The organism is Ancylobacter sp. (assembly GCF_965279025.1).
Lineage (GTDB): Bacteria > Pseudomonadota > Alphaproteobacteria > Rhizobiales > Xanthobacteraceae > Ancylobacter.
Window position 1 is genome coordinate 2,669,379 of the sequence record NZ_OZ257132.1, and the last position, 17,351, is coordinate 2,686,729.

At 68.3% G+C, this 17,351-nt stretch carries 15 protein-coding genes; 5 read left to right on the top strand and 10 right to left on the bottom strand.

Annotated features, from left to right (window positions below):
• The first annotated feature begins 19 nt into the window (after positions 1 to 19).
• Positions 20 to 700, top strand: a complete 681-nt coding sequence (rpe, locus tag ACQY76_RS12275; protein ID WP_428029020.1) for a ribulose-phosphate 3-epimerase — start codon at positions 20 to 22, stop codon at positions 698 to 700.
• 14 nt (positions 701 to 714) lie between these two features.
• Here rpe and ACQY76_RS12280 read toward each other — a convergent pair whose 3' ends face one another.
• Positions 715 to 1,611 carry a hypothetical protein gene (locus ACQY76_RS12280; protein WP_428029021.1) on the bottom strand — a complete coding sequence of 299 codons (897 nt, stop codon included), beginning with the start codon at positions 1,609 to 1,611 and terminating at the stop codon, positions 715 to 717.
• 152 nt (positions 1,612 to 1,763) lie between these two features.
• A complete protein-coding gene (locus ACQY76_RS12285) occupies positions 1,764 to 2,432 on the bottom strand; it encodes a DedA family protein (protein ID WP_428029022.1) in 669 nt (222 codons plus the stop codon).
• A gap of 227 nt (positions 2,433 to 2,659) precedes the next feature.
• On the opposite strand from ACQY76_RS12285, the gene ACQY76_RS12290 reads away from it, so the two are divergent.
• The 3 genes from ACQY76_RS12290 (at position 2,660) to ACQY76_RS12300 (ending at position 7,169) form a co-directional block, all read left to right on the top strand.
• Positions 2,660 to 5,035 carry a mechanosensitive ion channel family protein gene (locus tag ACQY76_RS12290; RefSeq protein WP_428029023.1) on the top strand — a complete coding sequence of 792 codons (2,376 nt, stop codon included), beginning with the start codon at positions 2,660 to 2,662 and terminating at the stop codon, positions 5,033 to 5,035.
• Positions 5,036 to 5,168: 133 nt separating this feature from the next.
• Entirely contained in the window at positions 5,169 to 6,149 is a 981-nt protein-coding gene (locus ACQY76_RS12295; protein WP_428029024.1) for an HlyD family secretion protein, read from the top strand.
• Between the two features lie 3 nt (positions 6,150 to 6,152).
• The gene (locus ACQY76_RS12300; RefSeq protein ID WP_428029025.1) at positions 6,153 to 7,169 is read left to right on the top strand and encodes an FUSC family protein; all 1,017 of its coding nucleotides are present in this window, start codon (positions 6,153 to 6,155) and stop codon (positions 7,167 to 7,169) included.
• On the opposite strand, the gene ACQY76_RS12305 is transcribed toward ACQY76_RS12300, so the two are convergent.
• The 4 genes from ACQY76_RS12305 to ACQY76_RS12320 form a co-directional block, all read right to left on the bottom strand.
• Positions 7,170 to 7,505 (bottom strand): (2Fe-2S) ferredoxin domain-containing protein, encoded by a 336-nt coding sequence (locus tag ACQY76_RS12305; protein WP_428029026.1) that lies wholly within the window; start codon positions 7,503 to 7,505, stop codon positions 7,170 to 7,172.
• 166 nt (positions 7,506 to 7,671) lie between these two features.
• Positions 7,672 to 10,851: an efflux RND transporter permease subunit gene (locus ACQY76_RS12310; protein ID WP_428029027.1), complete on the bottom strand. Its 3,180-nt coding sequence runs from the start codon at positions 10,849 to 10,851 to the stop codon at positions 7,672 to 7,674.
• A 39-nt stretch (positions 10,852 to 10,890) separates the two neighbouring features.
• Positions 10,891 to 12,075 (bottom strand): efflux RND transporter periplasmic adaptor subunit, encoded by a 1,185-nt coding sequence (locus tag ACQY76_RS12315; RefSeq protein ID WP_428033002.1) that lies wholly within the window; start codon positions 12,073 to 12,075, stop codon positions 10,891 to 10,893.
• A gap of 158 nt (positions 12,076 to 12,233) precedes the next feature.
• On the bottom strand, positions 12,234 to 13,094 hold the full coding sequence (locus ACQY76_RS12320; protein WP_428029028.1) for an alpha/beta hydrolase: 861 nt from the start codon (positions 13,092 to 13,094) through the stop codon (positions 12,234 to 12,236).
• Between the two features lie 115 nt (positions 13,095 to 13,209).
• Here ACQY76_RS12320 and ACQY76_RS12325 point away from each other — a divergent pair, with 115 nt between their 5' ends.
• Entirely contained in the window at positions 13,210 to 14,160 is a 951-nt protein-coding gene (locus ACQY76_RS12325) for a LysR substrate-binding domain-containing protein (protein WP_428029029.1), read from the top strand.
• A gap of 9 nt (positions 14,161 to 14,169) precedes the next feature.
• On the opposite strand, the gene ACQY76_RS12330 is transcribed toward ACQY76_RS12325, so the two are convergent.
• From ACQY76_RS12330 to ACQY76_RS12345, 4 genes are all read right to left on the bottom strand, one after another.
• Complete coding sequence (locus ACQY76_RS12330) at positions 14,170 to 14,898, bottom strand: amino acid ABC transporter ATP-binding protein (RefSeq protein WP_428029030.1); 729 nt, start codon at positions 14,896 to 14,898, stop codon at positions 14,170 to 14,172.
• Positions 14,876 to 15,535, bottom strand: coding sequence for an amino acid ABC transporter permease (locus ACQY76_RS12335; RefSeq protein WP_428029031.1), 660 nt, complete (start codon positions 15,533 to 15,535; stop codon positions 14,876 to 14,878). The genes ACQY76_RS12330 and ACQY76_RS12335 overlap by 23 nt, the downstream gene beginning before the upstream one ends.
• Before the next feature lie 11 nt (positions 15,536 to 15,546).
• Positions 15,547 to 16,218 carry an amino acid ABC transporter permease gene (locus ACQY76_RS12340; protein WP_428029032.1) on the bottom strand — a complete coding sequence of 224 codons (672 nt, stop codon included), beginning with the start codon at positions 16,216 to 16,218 and terminating at the stop codon, positions 15,547 to 15,549.
• 329 nt (positions 16,219 to 16,547) lie between these two features.
• Positions 16,548 to 17,351 (bottom strand): transporter substrate-binding domain-containing protein, encoded by an 804-nt coding sequence (locus ACQY76_RS12345; protein WP_428029033.1) that lies wholly within the window; start codon positions 17,349 to 17,351, stop codon positions 16,548 to 16,550.

Sequence of the window (17,351 nt, forward strand, 5' to 3'; positions counted from 1 at the left end):
GATGACGGGAGAGACAGATATGGTTCTCATCGCCCCCTCCATGCTCGCCTCCGACTTTTCGCGCTTCGGCGAGGAGGTGCGCGATGTCGCCAGAGCCGGCGCCGACTGGATCCATCTCGACGTGATGGACGGGCATTTCGTGCCCAACATCACCTTCGGGCCGGATGTCATCAAGGCGATGCGCCCGCACACCGACAAGCTGTTCGACGTGCATCTGATGATCGAGCCGGTGGAGCCGTTCATCGAGGCCTTCGCCAAGGCGGGGGCGGATATCATCACCGTGCAGGCCGAGGCGACGCACCATCTCGATCGTTGCCTGCAGCTCATCCGCTCGCTCGGTAAGAAGGCCGGCGTGGCGCTGAATCCGGCGACGCACGAGAGCGCGCTGGCCTATGTGCTGGACAAGGTGGACCTCATTCTGCCGATGACGGTCAATCCCGGCTTCGGCGGGCAGGCCTTCATCGCCGACGTGCTGCCCAAGATTTATCGCCTGCGGGCGATGATTGGCGAGCGGCCGATCCATCTGGAGGTCGATGGCGGGGTGACGCCGGAGACCGCCGCGCTCTGCGCCGCCGCCGGGGCCAATGTGCTGGTGGCGGGATCGGCGGTGTTCAAGGGCGGCAAGGAGGCCTATGCCGGCAACATCGCCGCCATCCGCGAGGCGGGCCGGTCCGCACGCCGGGGCCGCGCCGCCGCCTGAGCGGCGCGCGCTGCTCAGTTGAAGGCGTCCTCGGTCAGGTTGAGGATCAGTACCTGGCGGGCATTGTCGGGAATCGAGGGCGAGACGCGCAGCTCGACGCCAAGCGCCGGGCGCCGCTTCTGGATGATCTCGGCAACCTCGTTCGCCATGTCGGCGCTGCCCGCGTGATAGGACAGCGTGTTGCTGGTGGTCTGCACCACGCCGGTGTCGGAGACCACGACATCGAAGCCCACCGCCTTCAGCGCATTGGTGAAATTGTCGATCTTCGCCCTGGGCACGGTGTTGATGGGCGCGAAGATGCGCACCGTATAGCCAGTACCAGGCAAGGCCGCGGCGGCCGGTTCGGCCTCGGCGGTGGGCGCCGTGCCGGCAAGCGGGACGAGCGCATCGCCGCCGGCGGGCGCCGGAGATGCGGCAGCCGGGGGCGCGGCCTGGGCCTGCGTCTGTGCGTCTGCGCCAGCAGGTGCCGCAGCCTGCGGCGCGGGGGCCGGCGTCTCCAGCGCCGGCTTTTCCAACGCATCGAGCCGTTCGACGATCTGGCCCTGCGCGGCGCGCAAGGTGGAGATTTCCTCGCGCAGGTTCAGCGTCTGCGCGGCGAGGAAGGCGACCACCGCGAGGAGCCCGACCAGCACCACGCCATGCAGCACGGCGAGGGCCGGGTGGGCCGCGCGGGCGGGCGCCGCTTCGGCCCGCTTGTTCTCCAGCTCCAGCCGACGCATGTCGACCTTGAGCTGCTCGATGCCCAGCCAGCGCTGGAAGGCGACAGGGTCCTGCGGCGGCCCCTTGGCGCGCGCAGCGGGGGAAGGCGGCGCGGCGGCCGGCGGGCGCGGGGCGGGGGCAGCGGCGGCAGCCGCCTCATCGCCCGGGCGCGCCTGAGGTGAATCGATGGATGGCTCGCGTTTGTCGATCATGTCTTCTTCCCGTCCGCCATTCGCCGGGCGCGCCGCGCCGTTCGCCGACAGCCGTTCTGGAGGGGCCATCTTAACGGAATGCGCCGGGGCGACTCGGAATTCCTTACGAAATGGTTAAGACGGCAGCAGACGGGAATCGGGCACCGGGAGGCTCACGCTCCCGGCGCGCTGACCGGGCGGCGGCGGGTGCGCGGCCGCTTGGCAATGCGGCCCTTGATCACCCGCAGCACGACCACGGTGGCGATCAGCATGACGAGGGTGATGCCGACCATCAGCACCAGCCATTCGCCCTGGCTGTGGGCGCCGAGCTCGTTGGCGCCCTTGCCGGCCAGCCAGCCGGGGGCGAGCATCACCGGCGCCCAGACGATGGCCGAGGACACGTTGGCGAACTGGAAGCGGCGCTGGTCCATGCGCATCATGCCCGCGACCAGCGGCATGGTGGCCCGCACCGGGCCGAAGAACCGGCCGACGAAGATCGAGGCGAAGCCGAAGCGGCGGAAGAACAGGCGCGCCTGCGCCACCTGCTCGCGATAGCGCTGCAGCGGCGGGCGATGTACCACGCGCGGGCCGAGCCAGCGGCCGAGCCAATAGGAGACGATGTCGCCGAGCACCGCGCCGACAATGGCGCCGCCGATCACTGGCACGGGCGACACGATGCCGGTTCCCACCAGCCCGCCAATGGCGATCATCAGGGCGGTTGCCGGAATGAGGAGGCCGACCAGCACCAGCGACTCGCCGAAGGCGATGAGGCCGATGACGAGCGGGATCAGGTACTCATGGCTGTGCAGCAACGCGACCACATCGGCGGATAAGGCTTCCATGTCCTCACTCGGTTAAAACGTGTGCGGCCCAATGTGTCGATGAACGTGACTGGAGCAAGGCCGCAGCGACATTGCGACGCTGGGCGGCGCGCGGTGCCTGCCGATCCGGCGGGTGGGGGAACCCTCATGCCGCCGGGGCGTTGACCAAGCCGCACCCGCCATTCCGGCTTCTCACATCAGCGCGCCCGTGGTCGACCGCCGAAGGGCCGCGAACGACGGAACGCCTCATGCCGCTGCGCGTCCTGCAACGCCTCCTGCTTGCCTTCTGCCTTCTCGCCACCCCGTCCTTCGCGGCCACGCTCGCCGCCCAGACCGCCGGTCCGCCCGCCGGCCTCGCCACCTCCGCAACCGCAGCGCCCGCCACGACGCAGAACGGCCAGCGCGACCTGCGGGCCCTGCTGGAAACGCTGAGCGACGACGCGGCGCGGGCGCGCTTCCTGGCGCAATTGCGCGCGCTGGTCGAGAGCGAGCCGGGGACGGCGGCCACTGCCGCCACCACCGCGCCGGCGGAAGGCCGCGACGACTGGCTGTCGGGCGCCACCCAGTCGCTCGGGGCGATCTCGGGTTCGGTGCTGGCGCTGGTCGGCGAGGTCGAGCAATTGCCGGCACAGGCCGAGCAGCTTTTCCGCGACCTGTCGGATCCGCTGGTGCTGGAGCGGGTGGGGTGGGCGGTGACGATGATCATCGCCGTGCTCGCCGCCGCGCTGCTGGCGGAATACATCGCCAAGCGGATGCTGGCGCGGCTGCGGCGGGCGGTGGAAGCCCGCCCGGCGCGCGCCATCGCCCTGCGGGTGCTGCTGCTGGCGGTGCGGACCGCCATCGACGTGCTGCCCATCGTCGCCTTCGCGGCGACGGCTTTCGGCGTGCTGGCGCTGGTCGAGCTCAATTTCGTCGTGCGCCTGGCGGTGGTCACCATCATCAACGCCAATGTGCTGGCCCGGCTCATCCTGGTCGCCGCCCGCGCCGTGCTGACGCCGGACGCGCCGCATATGCGGCTGTTCCCGCTCGACCATGAGGGCGCCGCCTATGGCTATCTCTGGGTCCGACGCTTCACCTACACCCTCGTCTACGGCCATTTCCTGCTGCGCGCGGCGTGGGTGCTGGGGCTGGCCCTGCCGACCTATCGCTTCCTCGGCAATGCGCTGGGCCTGTTCGTCGCCGGCATGGGCGTGGTGTTCGTGCTGCAGATCCGCGGCGGGGTGGCGCGGCGGCTGCGCGGCATCGGCGTGCGCGAGGGCCGGGTGACGCGGCTGCGCGATGTCGTGGCCGATTTCTGGCACATCCTGGTCATCGCCTATGTGGTGGCGGCCTATGTGGTCTGGACGCTCGACGTCGATGGCGGCTTCGCCTTCCTCGCCCGCGCCACGCTGCTGTCGCTGCTGGCGCTCGGCATCGCGGCGCTGGTGATCGCGCTGATGCTGCGGGCCTTCGAGCGGGTGTTCAAGCTGAATGGCGACATGAGCACCCGCTACCCGCTGCTGGAGGCCCGCGCCAACCGCTATCTGCCGGCGCTGCGCTGCGCCATGCAGGGGCTGGTGGTGCTGGTCACCGCGCTCGTCCTGCTCGAAATATGGGGCGCGCGGCCTTTCGAGCGTCTGGCCTCCGAAGGCGGCCAGACGGCGGTCAGCCGCCTCATCTCCATCGGCTTGGTTGTGCTTGTCGGGCTGGTGGCGTGGGAAATCTCCACCGCCTTCGGCGAGCGGTTGCGGGCGGGCAATCCCAACTCGTCCCGGCTGAAGACGCTGCTGCCCTTCCTGCAGAACGCCTTTCGCGTGGTGCTGCTCACCATTGGCAGCCTGATCCTGCTCTCCGAGATCGGCATCAACATCGCGCCGCTGCTGGCCGGTGCCGGCGTGCTGGGCCTCGCCATCGGCTTCGGCGCGCAGACGCTGGTGAAGGACGTCATCACCGGCGTGTTCATCCTGATGGAGGACACGATTTCGGTGGGCGACGTGGTGGAGGTGGGCGCCCATGCCGGCCTCGTCGAGAAGATCACCATCCGCACCGTCCACATGCGCGACTTCGACGGCAATGTGCATTCGATCCCGTTCGGCGAGGTGCAGACGGTGAAGAACATGTCGAAGGACTTCGCCTATGCGGTGGTCGATGTGCGCATCGCCTATCGCGAGAGCATCGACGAAGCGCTGGCGCTGATGGCCGAGGTGGCAGCCGACATGGTGGCGAACGGCCCACTGGCAGAGACCATCACCGCGCCGTTCGAGGTGGTGGGCGTCGAGGCGCTGGACCCCTCGCACATCCAGCTGCGCGGCCGCTTCAAGACCCGCCCTCTGGGGCAGTGGAACGTACGGCGCGAATTCTACCGGCGTATCAAGGCCGCCTTCGACGTGCGCGGCATCGAGATGCCCTACCCGCACCAGACGGTCTATCTCGGCACCGACAAGAAAGGCATGTCGCCGCCGCTGCGGGTGGTGAACCACAGCGCCGAGGAGCTTGCCATGCCGAGCCGCGCGCGGCGCACCGAGGCCGCCCGCGCCGCCGCCCGCACCCCCGGCCCGATGATCGAGGAGCACCCCGGGGCACGCGAGCGCAGCGAGGAGGACGAGGAGCCGATGCTGCCCGCCCTCGAAGAGCGCCGTCACTGAGCGCTAACCATAGTCGCCGCTCGCCGGATCTTCGGCGGCAAGGGGGAGCGGAGGAGGATTGAGCGCGGGCGGCAAAGCCGCGATGATGGCGGGCGCCGGCTCCATGCCCGGTCTCATGGAGTCCCGCCGTTTCATGCTCAGCCGCCTGCTTCGCCATCCGGTGACATTGATCGTCGGCGTGATCCTGGGGCTGTTCCTGCTCTATGAGACCTGCGTGCGCTTCTTCGCCTATACGGGCGACGCCTATGTGATGAGCGACATCGTCGTGCTGTCCTCGGAGATCGAGGGCCCGGTCTCCAAGCTGGCGGTGCAGAATAACCAGCCGGTCGCCGCCCACCAGCTGCTGTTCGAGATCGAGCGCACGCCCTATGCGCTGAAGGTCCAGGAGACGCAGGCCGCGCTCGCCCAGGCCCGCGCCGACCTCGACCTCGCGCAGGACGAGGTGACGGCGGCCAAGGCGAATGTCGCCGCCGCGCAGGCGGTGGAGACCAATGCGCAGGACCAGCTTGCGCGGGTGAAGACGCTGGAGACGGAGGGCTATTCGCCCGAGGCGACCCTCGATGTCGCCACCCGCGACGTCGCCACCGCCGGCGCCAATGTCATGGCGGCGCAGGCCCAGCTCAGCGTCGCGGCGCGCCGCGTGGCGGTGGCGGAGGCCGCCATCGCTTCGGCCGAGGCGGCGGTGGGCAAGGCGCAGTACGATCTTTCCAAGACCGTGATCAACGCCCCCGATGCCGGCCGGGTGGCGCCCTTCGTCACCCGGGTGGGGGATTATCTGCGCCCCGGCTCGGAAGTGCTCGCCATCGTCACCGACCGCCGCCGCCGCGTGGTGGCGAATATGAGCGAGCGCCATCTCGCCCGCCTGCGCATCGGCCAGCGGGCGTTGCTGTCGATCGGCTCCGACCCGTGGGTGCTGCATTGGGGCCATGTCAGCGGCATTGCCGGCGGGGTCGCCCGCTCGCCGGACAATCCGCAGGTCATTCCCTATGTGGAACCCACCACCGACTGGGTGCGCCTGCCCCGGCGCTTTCCGGTCGAGGTGACGCTCGACGACTGGCCGGAGGGCCTCGGCCTGTTCAACGGCGCCGATGCCCGCGTTCTGATCTGGTTCTGAGCCATGGCGGAGGCGGCCCCCCGCGACACCGGCATCAGCGATGTCGACCGGCAGGCCTTCGCCACCGCCACCGGCGTGCTCGCCGCCGTGTACATCGCGCTGCTGATGGGGCTGGCGGAGCCCTATTGGGCGGCGCTGAGCGTGATGATCATCGCCAATGTCGACCGCGACGCGCTGTTCACCAAGGGCGTGCTGCGCATCACCGGCACGTTCATCGGGGTGATCGGCGGCTATTATGTCGGCCAATGGGCCGAAGGCCTGCCGGTGATGCAGGCGGCGCTGGTGACCATCGCGGCGGCGGTGGGCACCTATGGACGGCAGCGCAGCGCCTATGGCTATGCCTGGTTCTACGGCGCGCTCACCTTTGCGCTGGTGATGCTCTACACCATGACGACGCCGGACCAGCTCTACAGCTTCGCGCATTACCGCTGCTACGAGATCGTCATCGGCGTGGTCTGCGGCACGCTGGCGAGCTGGGCGCTGGGCCCGCATGCCGGCGAACTGCATGCGCGGCTGAAGACGCAGGCCGCCGCCACGACGGCGCTGAATGCCGAGCGCCAGTCGCTGATCGCCGGCGTGGGCGCACTGACCATCGTCATCATCTGGTCGCTGTTCGACCTGCCGCAACTCCCGCAGGTGCTGATCTCCAGCCTCATCGTCGTCGACAGCGACCCGCTGGCCACCCGCCACCGCGGTTTCCAGCGCATTCTCGGCTGCGTGATGGGCGGCACGGCAGGGCTGCTGGTGATCCTGATCGACGCCAGCGATGTCTGGTGGTGGGCCTCGATGCTGTTCCTGGGCGTGTTTTCCTTCGCCCGCATCCACCTGTCGAAATCGGAACAGGCCTATATCGGCACGCAATCCGCCATCGCCTTTCTGGCGACGCTGGTCAGCGCCTCGCCGCCGGACAGCCTCGATCCGCCGATCAACCGGCTGGTCGGCATCGTCATCGGGGTGAGCATCATGACGGTGCTGGTGTGGGCGCTGAACCCGCAGAAGCCGGCGGAAACGCCGGCCTGATCACGCGCCTTCGCGTGCCGGGGCGAGGTCATTGACCAGCGCGTCGAGATCGGCGCCGCGCGGCACGCTGCGCCAGCTGCCGGGCGTACCGGCCGGAATGACGATGACGGCGTTCTTCGGGCAGATGTCGAGGCACGGCACCTCGATCACCGCGACCCGGGCGCCCTTGCGGCGCGGCTTCTTCATGACCTTGCCGCCCTCGCGCCGGGAGATGGCGGCGCGCAGCGCCTTGGGCAGAGTCTGCTCTTCGCCCGGGCCGAAGCCGCCGTCGAGCTTCTTCGCGCATTTGCGGCAGACCAGCACCACGTCCGTCCAGTCGGATCTGATCGGCTTCATGTGCTGGCGACCCCTGACACCGGGGCCGGCATGGGGTGCCGGCCTCGGGTGCATGTGGCATCGCCACGGGGGATTGTCGACCTATACCGGCCGGGAGGCTGGGCTCAGGCGCGCCGAGGGGGCAACCGACGCACTGGAATTTGGCCTCCCGGCCGGGCAGCAAGGCTCACTCGGCCGCAAGCGGCGCGATATGGGCCTCGCCGTGCTGGCGCAACGGACGGTTGCCCGCCAGACGTCGCAGCAGCACGTAGAAGACGGGCGTGAGGAACAGCCCGAAGAAGGTGACGCCGATCATGCCGGCGAACACGGCGATGCCCATGGCATGGCGCATCTCGGCGCCGGCGCCGGTGGAGAGCACCAGCGGCAGCACGCCCATGATGAAGGCGAAGGACGTCATCAGGATCGGCCGCAGGCGCAGGCGGCTGGCCTCGATCGCCGCCTCCACCGGGTTGCGGCCCATGAACTCCAGCTCGCGGGCGAACTCGACGATCAGGATCGCGTTCTTCGCCGACAGGCCGACCAGAACGACGAGGCCGATCTGGGTGAAGATGTTGTTGTCACCCCCGCCCATCCAGACGCCGAACAGGGCCGCCATCAGGCCCATGGGCACGATGAGGATGATCGCGATGGGCAGCGTCAGGCTCTCATACTGGGCGGCCAGCACGAGGAAGACGAGCAGCAGCGCCAGCGGGAACACCAGGAACGAGGAGTCGCCCGCAAGGATCTCCTGATAGGTCAGGTCGGTCCATTCAAAGTCGAAGCCCGGCGGCAGCACTTCCGCCGCGATGCGGGCCGCCGCCGCCTGCGCCTGGCCCGAGGAGAAGCCGGGCGCGGGGGAGGCGTTGAAGTCGGCGGTGAGGAAGCCGTTATAGCGCTGGGCGCGTTCCGGCCCCGCCGTGGTCTCGACCCGGAGCAGCGCCGAGAGCGGTATCATCTCGCCGCTATTGGAGCGCACCTTCAGCTTGCCGATGTCCTCCGGCCGGGCGCGGAAGGGCGCGTCGGCCTGCGCCCGTACCGAGTAGGTGCGGCCGAACTTGTTGAAGTCGTTGACATAGAGCGAGCCGAGATAGACCTGCAGCGTCTCGAACACCGCATTGATCGGCACGCCGAGCTGGCGGGCCTTGGTGCGGTCCACATCGGTGAAGATCTGCGGCACGTTGATCTGGTAGGTGGTGAACTGGCCGGTGAGCTCGGGTGCCGCCATGGCCTTGGCCATGAAGGCGTTGGTCACGTTGTTCAGCGCCTCATAGCCCTGTCCCGAACGGTCTTCCAGCTGCAGCTTGAAGCCGCCGACCACGCCGAGGCCCTGCACCGGCGGGGGCGGGAACATGGCGATGAAGGCGTCCTTGATGACCCCGTATTTCTGGTTCAGCGCTCCGGCAATGGCACCGGCGGAGAGCTCGGGGCTCTGGCGCTCCTCGAAGGGCTTGAGCACCGAGAAGACGATGCCGGCATTCGAGGAGTTGGAGAAGCCGGCGATCGACAGGCCCGGGAAGGCGACGGCGCTGGAGACACCGGGCTGGGCGAGGGTGATCTCGGTCATGCGGCGGATCACGTCTTCCGTCCGGTCGAGCGTGGCGCCGTCCGGCAGCTGGGCGAAACCGACCAGATACTGCTTGTCCTGCGCCGGCACGAAGCCCGGAGGCACCGCCTGGAACAGCCACCAGGTGGCGCCCAGCATCACGGCATAGAGCAGCATGACGACGCTCTTGCCCTTCAGCGTGCCGCGCACGCCCCTGCCATAGCCGTGCGAACCGCGCGCGAAGACCCAGTTGAAGCCACGGAAGAACCAGCCGAACAGGAAGTTGATGACGCGCTGCAGCCGGTCCGGCGGCGTGTCGTGCCCGCGCAGCAGCAGCGCCGCCAGAGCGGGGGAGAGCGTGAGCGAATTGATCGCCGAGATGACGGTGGAGATGGCGATGGTGAGAGCGAACTGCCGGTAGAACTGGCCGGAAAGCCCGGTGATGAAGGCCAGCGGCACGAACACCGCCACCAGCACGAGGGCGATGGCGATGATCGGCCCGGACACCTCGCTCATCGCCTGATAGGCGGCGGCGCGCGGGGTCAGCCCGTTCTCGATGTTGCGCTCGACATTCTCCACCACCACGATGGCGTCGTCGACCACGATGCCGATGGCCAGCACCAGCCCGAACAGGCTGAGCGCGTTGATGGAGAAGCCGAACAGGTACATCACCGCGAAGGTGCCGACGATGGACACCGGCACGGCTAGCAGCGGGATGATCGAGGCACGCCAGGTCTGCAGGAACACCACGACGACGATGACGACGAGCAGCACCGCCTCGAACAGCGTGTGCACCACGGCGTCGATGGAGGCATCGACGAAGCGGGTGGTGTCGTAGACGATGTCGAAGTCGACGCCTTCCGGCATCGTCTTCTTGACCTCCGCCATGGTGGCGCGGACGTTCTCGGCGATTTCCAGCGCGTTGGAGCCAGGGGCCTGGAACACGCCGAGGCCGACCGCCTGCTTGTTGTCGAGCAGCGAGCGCAACGCATAGTCGGCGGCGCCGAGTTCGAGCCGCGCCACGTCGCGCAGGCGCACCACCTGGCCGGTCTCGCCGGTCTTCACGACGATGTCGCCGAACTCTTCCTCGGTCTCCAGCCGGCCCTGTGCATTGATGGTGAGCTGCAGGTCGACGCCCGCCTGCGCCGGCGAGGCGCCGACGATGCCGGCGGCCGCCTGCACGTTCTGGGCGCGGATCTCGGCCACCACATCGCCGGCGGAAAGCCCGTGCTCGGCGATCTTCTGCGGGTCGAGCCAGACGCGCATGGAATAGTCGCCGCCGCCGAAGATATCGATCTGCCCGACACCGCCGATGCGGGCGAGCCGGTCCTTCACGTTCAGCACCGCGTAATTGCGCAGATAGGTGATGTCGTAGCGGTCATTGGGGGAGAGCAGATGCACGACCATGAGGAAGGTCGGCGAGCTCTTGGCGGTGGTGATGCCGAGCGAGCGCACCTCTTCCGGCAGGCGGGGCTCCGCCTGGCCGACGCGGTTCTGCACCAGCTGCGTCGCCTTGTCGGGGTCGGTGCCGAGCTTGAAGGTGACGGTCAGCGTCATCACGCCGTCGGTCGTCGCCTGGCTGGACATGTAGAGCATGTCCTCGACGCCGTTGATCGATTCCTCGATCGGCGTGGCGACGGTGGCGGCGATGACCTTCGGGCTGGCGCCGGGATAGGTGGCGCGCACGATCACCTGCGGCGGGACCACGTCCGGATATTCCGAAATCGGCATGACCCGCAGGGCGAGCAGCCCGGCGAGGAAAATGAGAACGGAGAGGACGCCGGCAAAAATCGGCCGGTCGATGAAGAATTTGGACAGATTCATAGCGTCCTCCCCCAAGGAGGTAGAGTGTCGGAGCTGCGATCAGCGCGCGGCGACGGAGGTGGTCGGGTCCGTCGCGGCGGCGGCGGATGCGGTATCCATGGGCACGATCTCGGGCGCCAGCACCGCACCGGGGCGCACGCGCTGCAGGCCGTTGACGACGATGTGCTCGCCTTCCTTCAGCCCGTCGGTGATGACGCGCAGCCCGTCGGCCGGCGGGCCGAGGGTGACCTTGCGCCAGACGGCCTTGTTCTCGGAATCGACCACGAACACGAACTTCTTGTCCTGGTCGGTGCCGATGGCGCGCTCGTTCACCGCCAATGCCGCCTCGGTCTTGCCACGGCCCATCTTCACCCGGGCGAACTGCCCCGGGACCAGGCGGCCATCGGCATTGTCGAACACCGCGCGCAGGCGGAAGGTGCCGGTCGCGGTGTCGACCTGGTTGTCGACGAGCTGGAGATGACCGCGCACCGTGCGCCCGCCGGTCGTGGCGGTGGTGATCTCGACCGGGATCTGGTCGATCGCGGTGAGCGCAACGTCATGCTCGCCGACCGAGGCCAGCGCTTCGGCCACCGCGTTCTCGTCGGCGTCGAAGCTGACATAGATCGGGTTGACCGAGACGAGGCTGGTCAGAACCGGCGAGGAGGCGCCCGCCGCGACCAGGTTGCCGACGGTTACCTCGATGCGGCCGACGCGGCCGTCCACCGGGGCGCGCACCTCGGTGTAGCCGAGGTCGAGCTTGGCGGTCTGCACGGCGGCGTCGGCGGCGCGCAGATTGGCCTCCGCCTCGCGGAAATTATTGGTGCGCTGGTCGAGATCGCGCACCGAGACGACGCGCGTGTCGACCAGCTGCTTGCCGCGATCCAGCTCGCTGCGGGTCAGCTCGACGCGGGCGGCGGCAGCCTCCTGCAACGAGGTGGCGCGGCTCACCGCCGCCTCGAACGGGGAGGGGTCGATGGTGACGAGAAGGTCGCCCTTCTTCACCAGCGCGCCCTCGCGGAAATGAATCTGCGACACCGCTCCCTCGACGCGCGAACGCACGTCGACCACTTCCACGGCGCGCAGGCGGCCAGAGAACTCGTCCCATTTCATGGTGTCGCGTGCCTTCAGCACGGCGACTTCCACCGGCATGGCCGGCGGTGCGGCGGCTTGCGCGGGCGCGGGATCGGTGGCCAGCGCCGTGGAGCTCGGCCAGGAAACCAAGACCGCCCCGGCCGTGGCGACCATGGCAAGGGTGAGCGCAAGGCCGGCCTCGCGCCAGCCGCGCGCCGTCTTCGGGCGCTGGGCGCGTGCGGCCTCGTCGTGGGCGAGGGGGGCGTGCGCGATGTTTCCCGACGCGGCGTCGGTGCCGAATGTCTTGTCACTCATGACGGATCTCCCGGCCCTCAGGCCCGAACGGTGCGAATAGCTGCGGCGGAATTCTCCGCCAGGAAGTTGCGGAACAGGTCGCGCAGGACCTGTTCCCAAAGCGGTGCGGCCTCGATGGCGGCGTCCATGCTCTGGTCCGAGCAGTCCGTGCCTTCGAGCAAATGGCATTCGACGGTGACCCCGCCTTCGCGCAGGCGCTCGCCATAGGCGAAGCTCTCGTCGCGGATCGGGCAGTCATCGACGGTGACGATGAGCGCGGGGGCCAGCCCGCCGAGCCGGCGCGAGCCCAGCGGCGCCGCATAGGGATGGGCGGCGCGGTCGGCGCTGCCGAGATAGCGATGCCAGCCATCAGCCCATTTGCAGCCCGACGCCCCCGCCGAGGCCGCATGGATTGAACCCGAGCACAGGCTGGGATCGACCATCGGCGAGAGCAGGATCTGCCCGGCCAGCGCCGGCGCCTGCTGGTCGCGGGCCATGAGGGTCAGCGCCGTGGCGAGGTTGGCGCCGGCCTCCTCGCCGGCGACGAACAGCCGGGCGCCGCGCCCGGCCCATTTTGCGCGCTCGGCGTAAAGCTGGCCGAGGGCCTTGAACGATACGTTGAGGGCGGCGGGGAAGGGATGCTCGGGCGCCAGCGGATAATCGATGGAGACCACCACCGCCCCGGCCTCGGCCATGATCTGGCAGACCCGGACACTGCAATCGAGGTCGCCATCGGTGAAGCAGCCGCCATGCAGGTGCAGGACCAGCGGGGTCGGACGCAGCGGCGCACCGGGACGATAGACGCGCGCCGGCAGCGCCGTCCCGTCGATCTCCAGCATCTCCTCGGTCCACAAAGCCGTCATGGCGCCCACCATCGCGATGTCGGCCTTCGCCGCCACCCGATTCCATCCTGCTCCTGTTGCAGTGCGGCGAAAACTAATCCGATCGATCTCTCGAAAAAATAGTCGTTCGGCGATAACATTATTCACATATGGAAATAATCGTACGGTAACCATGGACCAGATCGCGGCAATGCGGGCTTTTGTCCGCGTGGTGGAGGCCGGCAATTTCAGCCGCGCCGCCGACCTTCTCGACATTCCCAAGCCGACCGTCACCAAGCTGATTCAACAGCTTGAGGCGCATCTGCGCACCAAGCTGCTCAACCGCTCGACCCGCCGCGTGGCGGTGACGCCGGACGGCGCCGCCTATTATGAGCGCGCGCTGGCGGTGCTGTCCGACCTCGACGAACTGGACGGCTCCATGGCGCGGTCGCAGGCCAGCCCCGCCGGAAGGCTGCGGGTGGATGTGCCGTCCTCGCTGGCGCTCTATGCGCTGATACCGGCGCTGCCGGACTTCTTCGCCCGCTATCCCGACATCCAGCTCGACCTCGGCGTCACCGACCGGACCGTCGACCTGCTGGCCGAGAATGTCGACTGCGCGATTCGCGGCGGCGATCTTCTCGACCCCACCCTCATCGCCCGCCGCATCGGCGAGGTGCGGATGATGCTCTTCGCCGCGCCCGGCTATATCGAGCGCCACGGCATGCCGCTGCACCCGCGCGACATGGAGAAGGGCCACCGCGTCATCGGCTATTTCAACGCACGCACCGGGCGCCCGGTGGCCTTCGACATGATGCGGGGCGAGGAGAGCTACGAGCTGCACCTGCCCTATTCCATGGCAACCAACGATTCTACCGCGTACCTCGCCGCCGGCCTTGCCGGCCTCGGCGTCACCCAGACCATCGAGCCCATGGTCAGCCCCTATCTCGACTCAGGCGCGCTGGTGCGCGTGCTGCCCGATTGGCACGCCGGCCAGATCGTGCTCCACGTCGTCTACGCACCCAACCGGCATCTCAGCAGCCGGCTGCGGGTCTTCGTCGACTGGGTGGCCGAGCTGTTCGGCTCCGGCGGCGCCTATCGCCACGCCGCCGCCTCGCTGCTGCTGGCCGCCAACCCGCGCGGCTGAGGGCGCGCCTCAGTGCGTGACGCCGAGGAACTGCTGCAGTTCGGGCGTCTTCGGGCTGGCGAACACCTCTTCCGGCTTGCCGATCTCATGCACCCGGCCCTGATGCATGAACACGACTCGCGAGCACACGTCGCGGGCGAAGCGCATCTCATGCGTCACCATCATCAGCGTCATGCCCTCGCTGGCGAGTTCCTTCACCACGGCGAGCACCTCGCTCACCAGCTCCGGATCGAGCGCCGAGGTAATCTCGTCGCACAGCAGGGCGATCGGCTGCATGGCGAGCGCGCGGGCAATGGCGACGCGCTGCTGCTGGCCGCCCGACAGCTGGTCGGGATAGGCGTCGAACTTGTGGCCGAGCCCGACGCGCTCCAGCATCTTCTTCGCCATCACCTCGGCCTCGGCCTTCGGCGTCTTCTTCACCACCATCTGCGAGAGCATGACATTGCGCCCCGCCGTGAGGTGGGGAAACAGGTTGAACTGCTGGAAGATCATCCCGACCTTCAGCCGCAGCGCCTTCAGGTGCAGCTCGTCCGGCAGCAATTGCGCGCCGGCGACCGAAATCGAGCCTTCGTCGATGCTCTCCAGCCCGTTGATGCAGCGCAGCAGGGTGGATTTGCCCGAACCCGAGCGACCGATGATGGCGATGACCTCGCCCGGGGCGACATCGATATTGATGCCCTTGAGCACTTCGTTGTCGCCGAAGCGCTTCTTCACTTCAGTGATTTCGATGAGCGACATTGAGCTTCCTCTCGAGGATCTGGGAAGACTTGGACAGGGGCCAGCACAGGCAGAAATAGATGAGGGCGACGAGGCCGTAGACGGTGAAGGGCTGGAAGGTGGCGTTGGTCACGATGGTGCCGGCCTTGGAGAGTTCCACGAAGCCGATGATCGAGGTAAGCGCCGTGCCCTTCACCACCTGCACCGAGAAGCCGACCGTGGGCGGCACGGCGATGCGCAGCGCCTGCGGCAGGATGACGTGGCGCATCTGCTGGAGGTAGCCCATGCCGAGGCTGGAGGAGGCCTCCCATTGGCCGCGCGCCACGGATTCGACGCAGCCGCGCCAGATCTCGGTGAGGAAGGCGGCCGACCACAGGATCAGCGCCGTCGCCGCCGCCAGCCAGGCCGGCACGTCGATGCCGAACAGGCCCAGGCCGAAGAAGGCGAGGAACAGCTGCATCAGCAGCGGCGTGCCCTGGAACAGCTCGACATAGGCCTTCACGAAGGCCGGCCCGACCCGGCCCTTGCCGATGCGGGCGAACAGCAGCGCCGCGCCGACAAGGCTGCCGCCGATGAAGGAGACGAGGGAGAGAAGCACGGTCCAGCGCGCCGCCAGCAGCAGGTTGCGCAGGATATCCCAGGTGGTGAATTCATCCATGATCGCCTCCCTCACCGTGCCGAACGTCGTGGAAACAGCGTCCAGCCGAGGCCGCGCAGCGCCTGCCGCAGGCCGATGGCGAGGGCGAGGTAGATCAGCGTCGCGACGAAGTAGCTCTCGAAGGCGCGGAAGGTGCGCGACTGGATGAAGTTCGCCGCGAAGGTGAGGTCCTCCGCCGCGATCTGCGACACCGCCGCCGAGCCCAGCATGACGATGACGATCTGCGAGGACAGCGCCGGCCAGATGCGCTGCAGCGCCGGGATCAGCACCACGTACCAGAAGGTCTGCACCCGCCCCATGCCGAGCGAGGCGCCGGCCTCGAACTGCCCCTTGGGCGTCGCCTGGATGCCGGCGCGGATGATCTCGCAGCCATAGGCGCCGAGATTGATCACCATGGCGAGGTTCGCCGCTTCCAGCTCGCCCATGCGCAGGCCGAGCGCCGGCAGGCCGAAGAAGATAAAGAACAGCTGGATCAGGAAGGGCGTGTTGCGGATCAGCTCCACATAGGTCGCCACCACCGGCCGCAGCCAGGCCGGGCCGAGCGCCCGGGCCCAGGCGCAGGCGATGCCCAGCGCCACGCCCAGCACCCCGCCGACCAGCGTCAGCTCGACGGTGATGCCGATGCCCTTCACGAGGACCGGCCAATATTCCAGCAGCCAGCCATAATCGAACGCGTAGTTCATGCCCGTGAACTCCCGCTTTGGGATGGGAAGGGACGAAGGCTTCAGAGGCAAGGCGAGAGGCGGGGGCCTGCGTGCTTCGAGACGCGGGGCGAGCCCGCTCCTCGGCATGACGGCGATCGGAAGCGTTTCCGGTCGTTGTCATCCTGAGGTGCCCCGGCGCAGCGGGCCTCGAAGGACGCAGGCCGTTTGCGCCTGCGCCACCCCAGCCTCGCTCCTCAGCCTGACGACCATCCGAAACGTTTCAGAGCATCGTCATGCTGAGGTGCCCGGCAGGGCCGGGTCTTGAAGGACGCCGGCGGCTGCCATCACCGCCGGCGATAAGCCCGCTCTCAAAGGTCGGCGGGCAGCTTGGCGCCGAGCCATTTCTGCGAGATGGCGTCGAGCGCGCCATCCGTCTTCGCCGCGCCGATGATGGCATCCACCTTGGCGAGCAGCGCCGGCTCGTTCTTGTTGAGGCCGATGAAGCAGGGCGAGTTCTTGATGAGGAACTTGATCTCCGGCTTCTTCGGCGGGTTGCGGGCGAGGATGGCGGCGGCCACCACATTGCCCGTGGCGATCAGTTCGACCTGCCCGGAAAGGAAGGCCGAGATGGTGCCGTTATTGTCCTCGTAGCGCTTGATGGTGGTGTCGGCCGGGGCGATCTTGGTCAGCTCCAGGTCTTCCACCGCGCCGCGCGTCACGCCCACCGTCTTGCCGGCGAGGCCGGCGGCGTCCTTTACCGTCACATCCGCCGGGGCGAACACGCCGTTGAAGAAGGGTGCATAGGCGACGGTGAAGTCGATGACCTTCTCGCGCTCGGCATTCTTGCCCAGCGAGGAGATGACGAGATCGACCTTGTTGGTCTGCAGATAGGGGATGCGGTTGGCGCTGGTGACCGGCACCAGCTCCAGCTTCACGCCGAGCTTTTCGGCGATCAGCTTGGCCACGTCCACATCATAGCCCTTGGGCTCCATATCGGCGCCGACCGTGCCGAAGGGCGGAAAATCCTGCGGCACGGCGATGCGGATCACCTTGCCCTTTTCGATGGTGGCGAGCGCGTCGGCGGCGGCGGGCAGCGTCATCTGCGTGGCGGCCAGCAGCGCGCCGGCAGCCAGAAGGCCGAGCGAGCGGGAAATGAGGCGGCGGCGGTTCAT

What these genes read in the sequence shown, in the direction of transcription:
- rpe (WP_428029020.1), top strand. Translation starts at nt 20, where the DNA reads ATGGTTCTCATCGCCCCCTCCATGCTCGCCTCCGACTTTTCGCGCTTC.
- ACQY76_RS12280 (WP_428029021.1), bottom strand. Translation starts at nt 1,611, where the DNA reads ATGATCGACAAACGCGAGCCATCCATCGATTCACCTCAGGCGCGCCCG.
- ACQY76_RS12285 (WP_428029022.1), bottom strand. Translation starts at nt 2,432, where the DNA reads ATGGAAGCCTTATCCGCCGATGTGGTCGCGTTGCTGCACAGCCATGAG.
- ACQY76_RS12290 (WP_428029023.1), top strand. Translation starts at nt 2,660, where the DNA reads ATGCCGCTGCGCGTCCTGCAACGCCTCCTGCTTGCCTTCTGCCTTCTC.
- ACQY76_RS12295 (WP_428029024.1), top strand. Translation starts at nt 5,169, where the DNA reads ATGCTCAGCCGCCTGCTTCGCCATCCGGTGACATTGATCGTCGGCGTG.
- ACQY76_RS12300 (WP_428029025.1), top strand. Translation starts at nt 6,153, where the DNA reads ATGGCGGAGGCGGCCCCCCGCGACACCGGCATCAGCGATGTCGACCGG.
- ACQY76_RS12305 (WP_428029026.1), bottom strand. Translation starts at nt 7,505, where the DNA reads ATGAAGCCGATCAGATCCGACTGGACGGACGTGGTGCTGGTCTGCCGC.
- ACQY76_RS12310 (WP_428029027.1), bottom strand. Translation starts at nt 10,851, where the DNA reads ATGAATCTGTCCAAATTCTTCATCGACCGGCCGATTTTTGCCGGCGTC.
- ACQY76_RS12315 (WP_428033002.1), bottom strand. Translation starts at nt 12,075, where the DNA reads ATGGTCGCCACGGCCGGGGCGGTCTTGGTTTCCTGGCCGAGCTCCACG.
- ACQY76_RS12325 (WP_428029029.1), top strand. Translation starts at nt 13,210, where the DNA reads ATGGACCAGATCGCGGCAATGCGGGCTTTTGTCCGCGTGGTGGAGGCC.
- ACQY76_RS12330 (WP_428029030.1), bottom strand. Translation starts at nt 14,898, where the DNA reads ATGTCGCTCATCGAAATCACTGAAGTGAAGAAGCGCTTCGGCGACAAC.
- ACQY76_RS12335 (WP_428029031.1), bottom strand. Translation starts at nt 15,535, where the DNA reads ATGGATGAATTCACCACCTGGGATATCCTGCGCAACCTGCTGCTGGCG.
- ACQY76_RS12340 (WP_428029032.1), bottom strand. Translation starts at nt 16,218, where the DNA reads ATGAACTACGCGTTCGATTATGGCTGGCTGCTGGAATATTGGCCGGTC.
- ACQY76_RS12345 (WP_428029033.1), bottom strand. Translation starts at nt 17,351, where the DNA reads ATGAACCGCCGCCGCCTCATTTCCCGCTCGCTCGGCCTTCTGGCTGCC.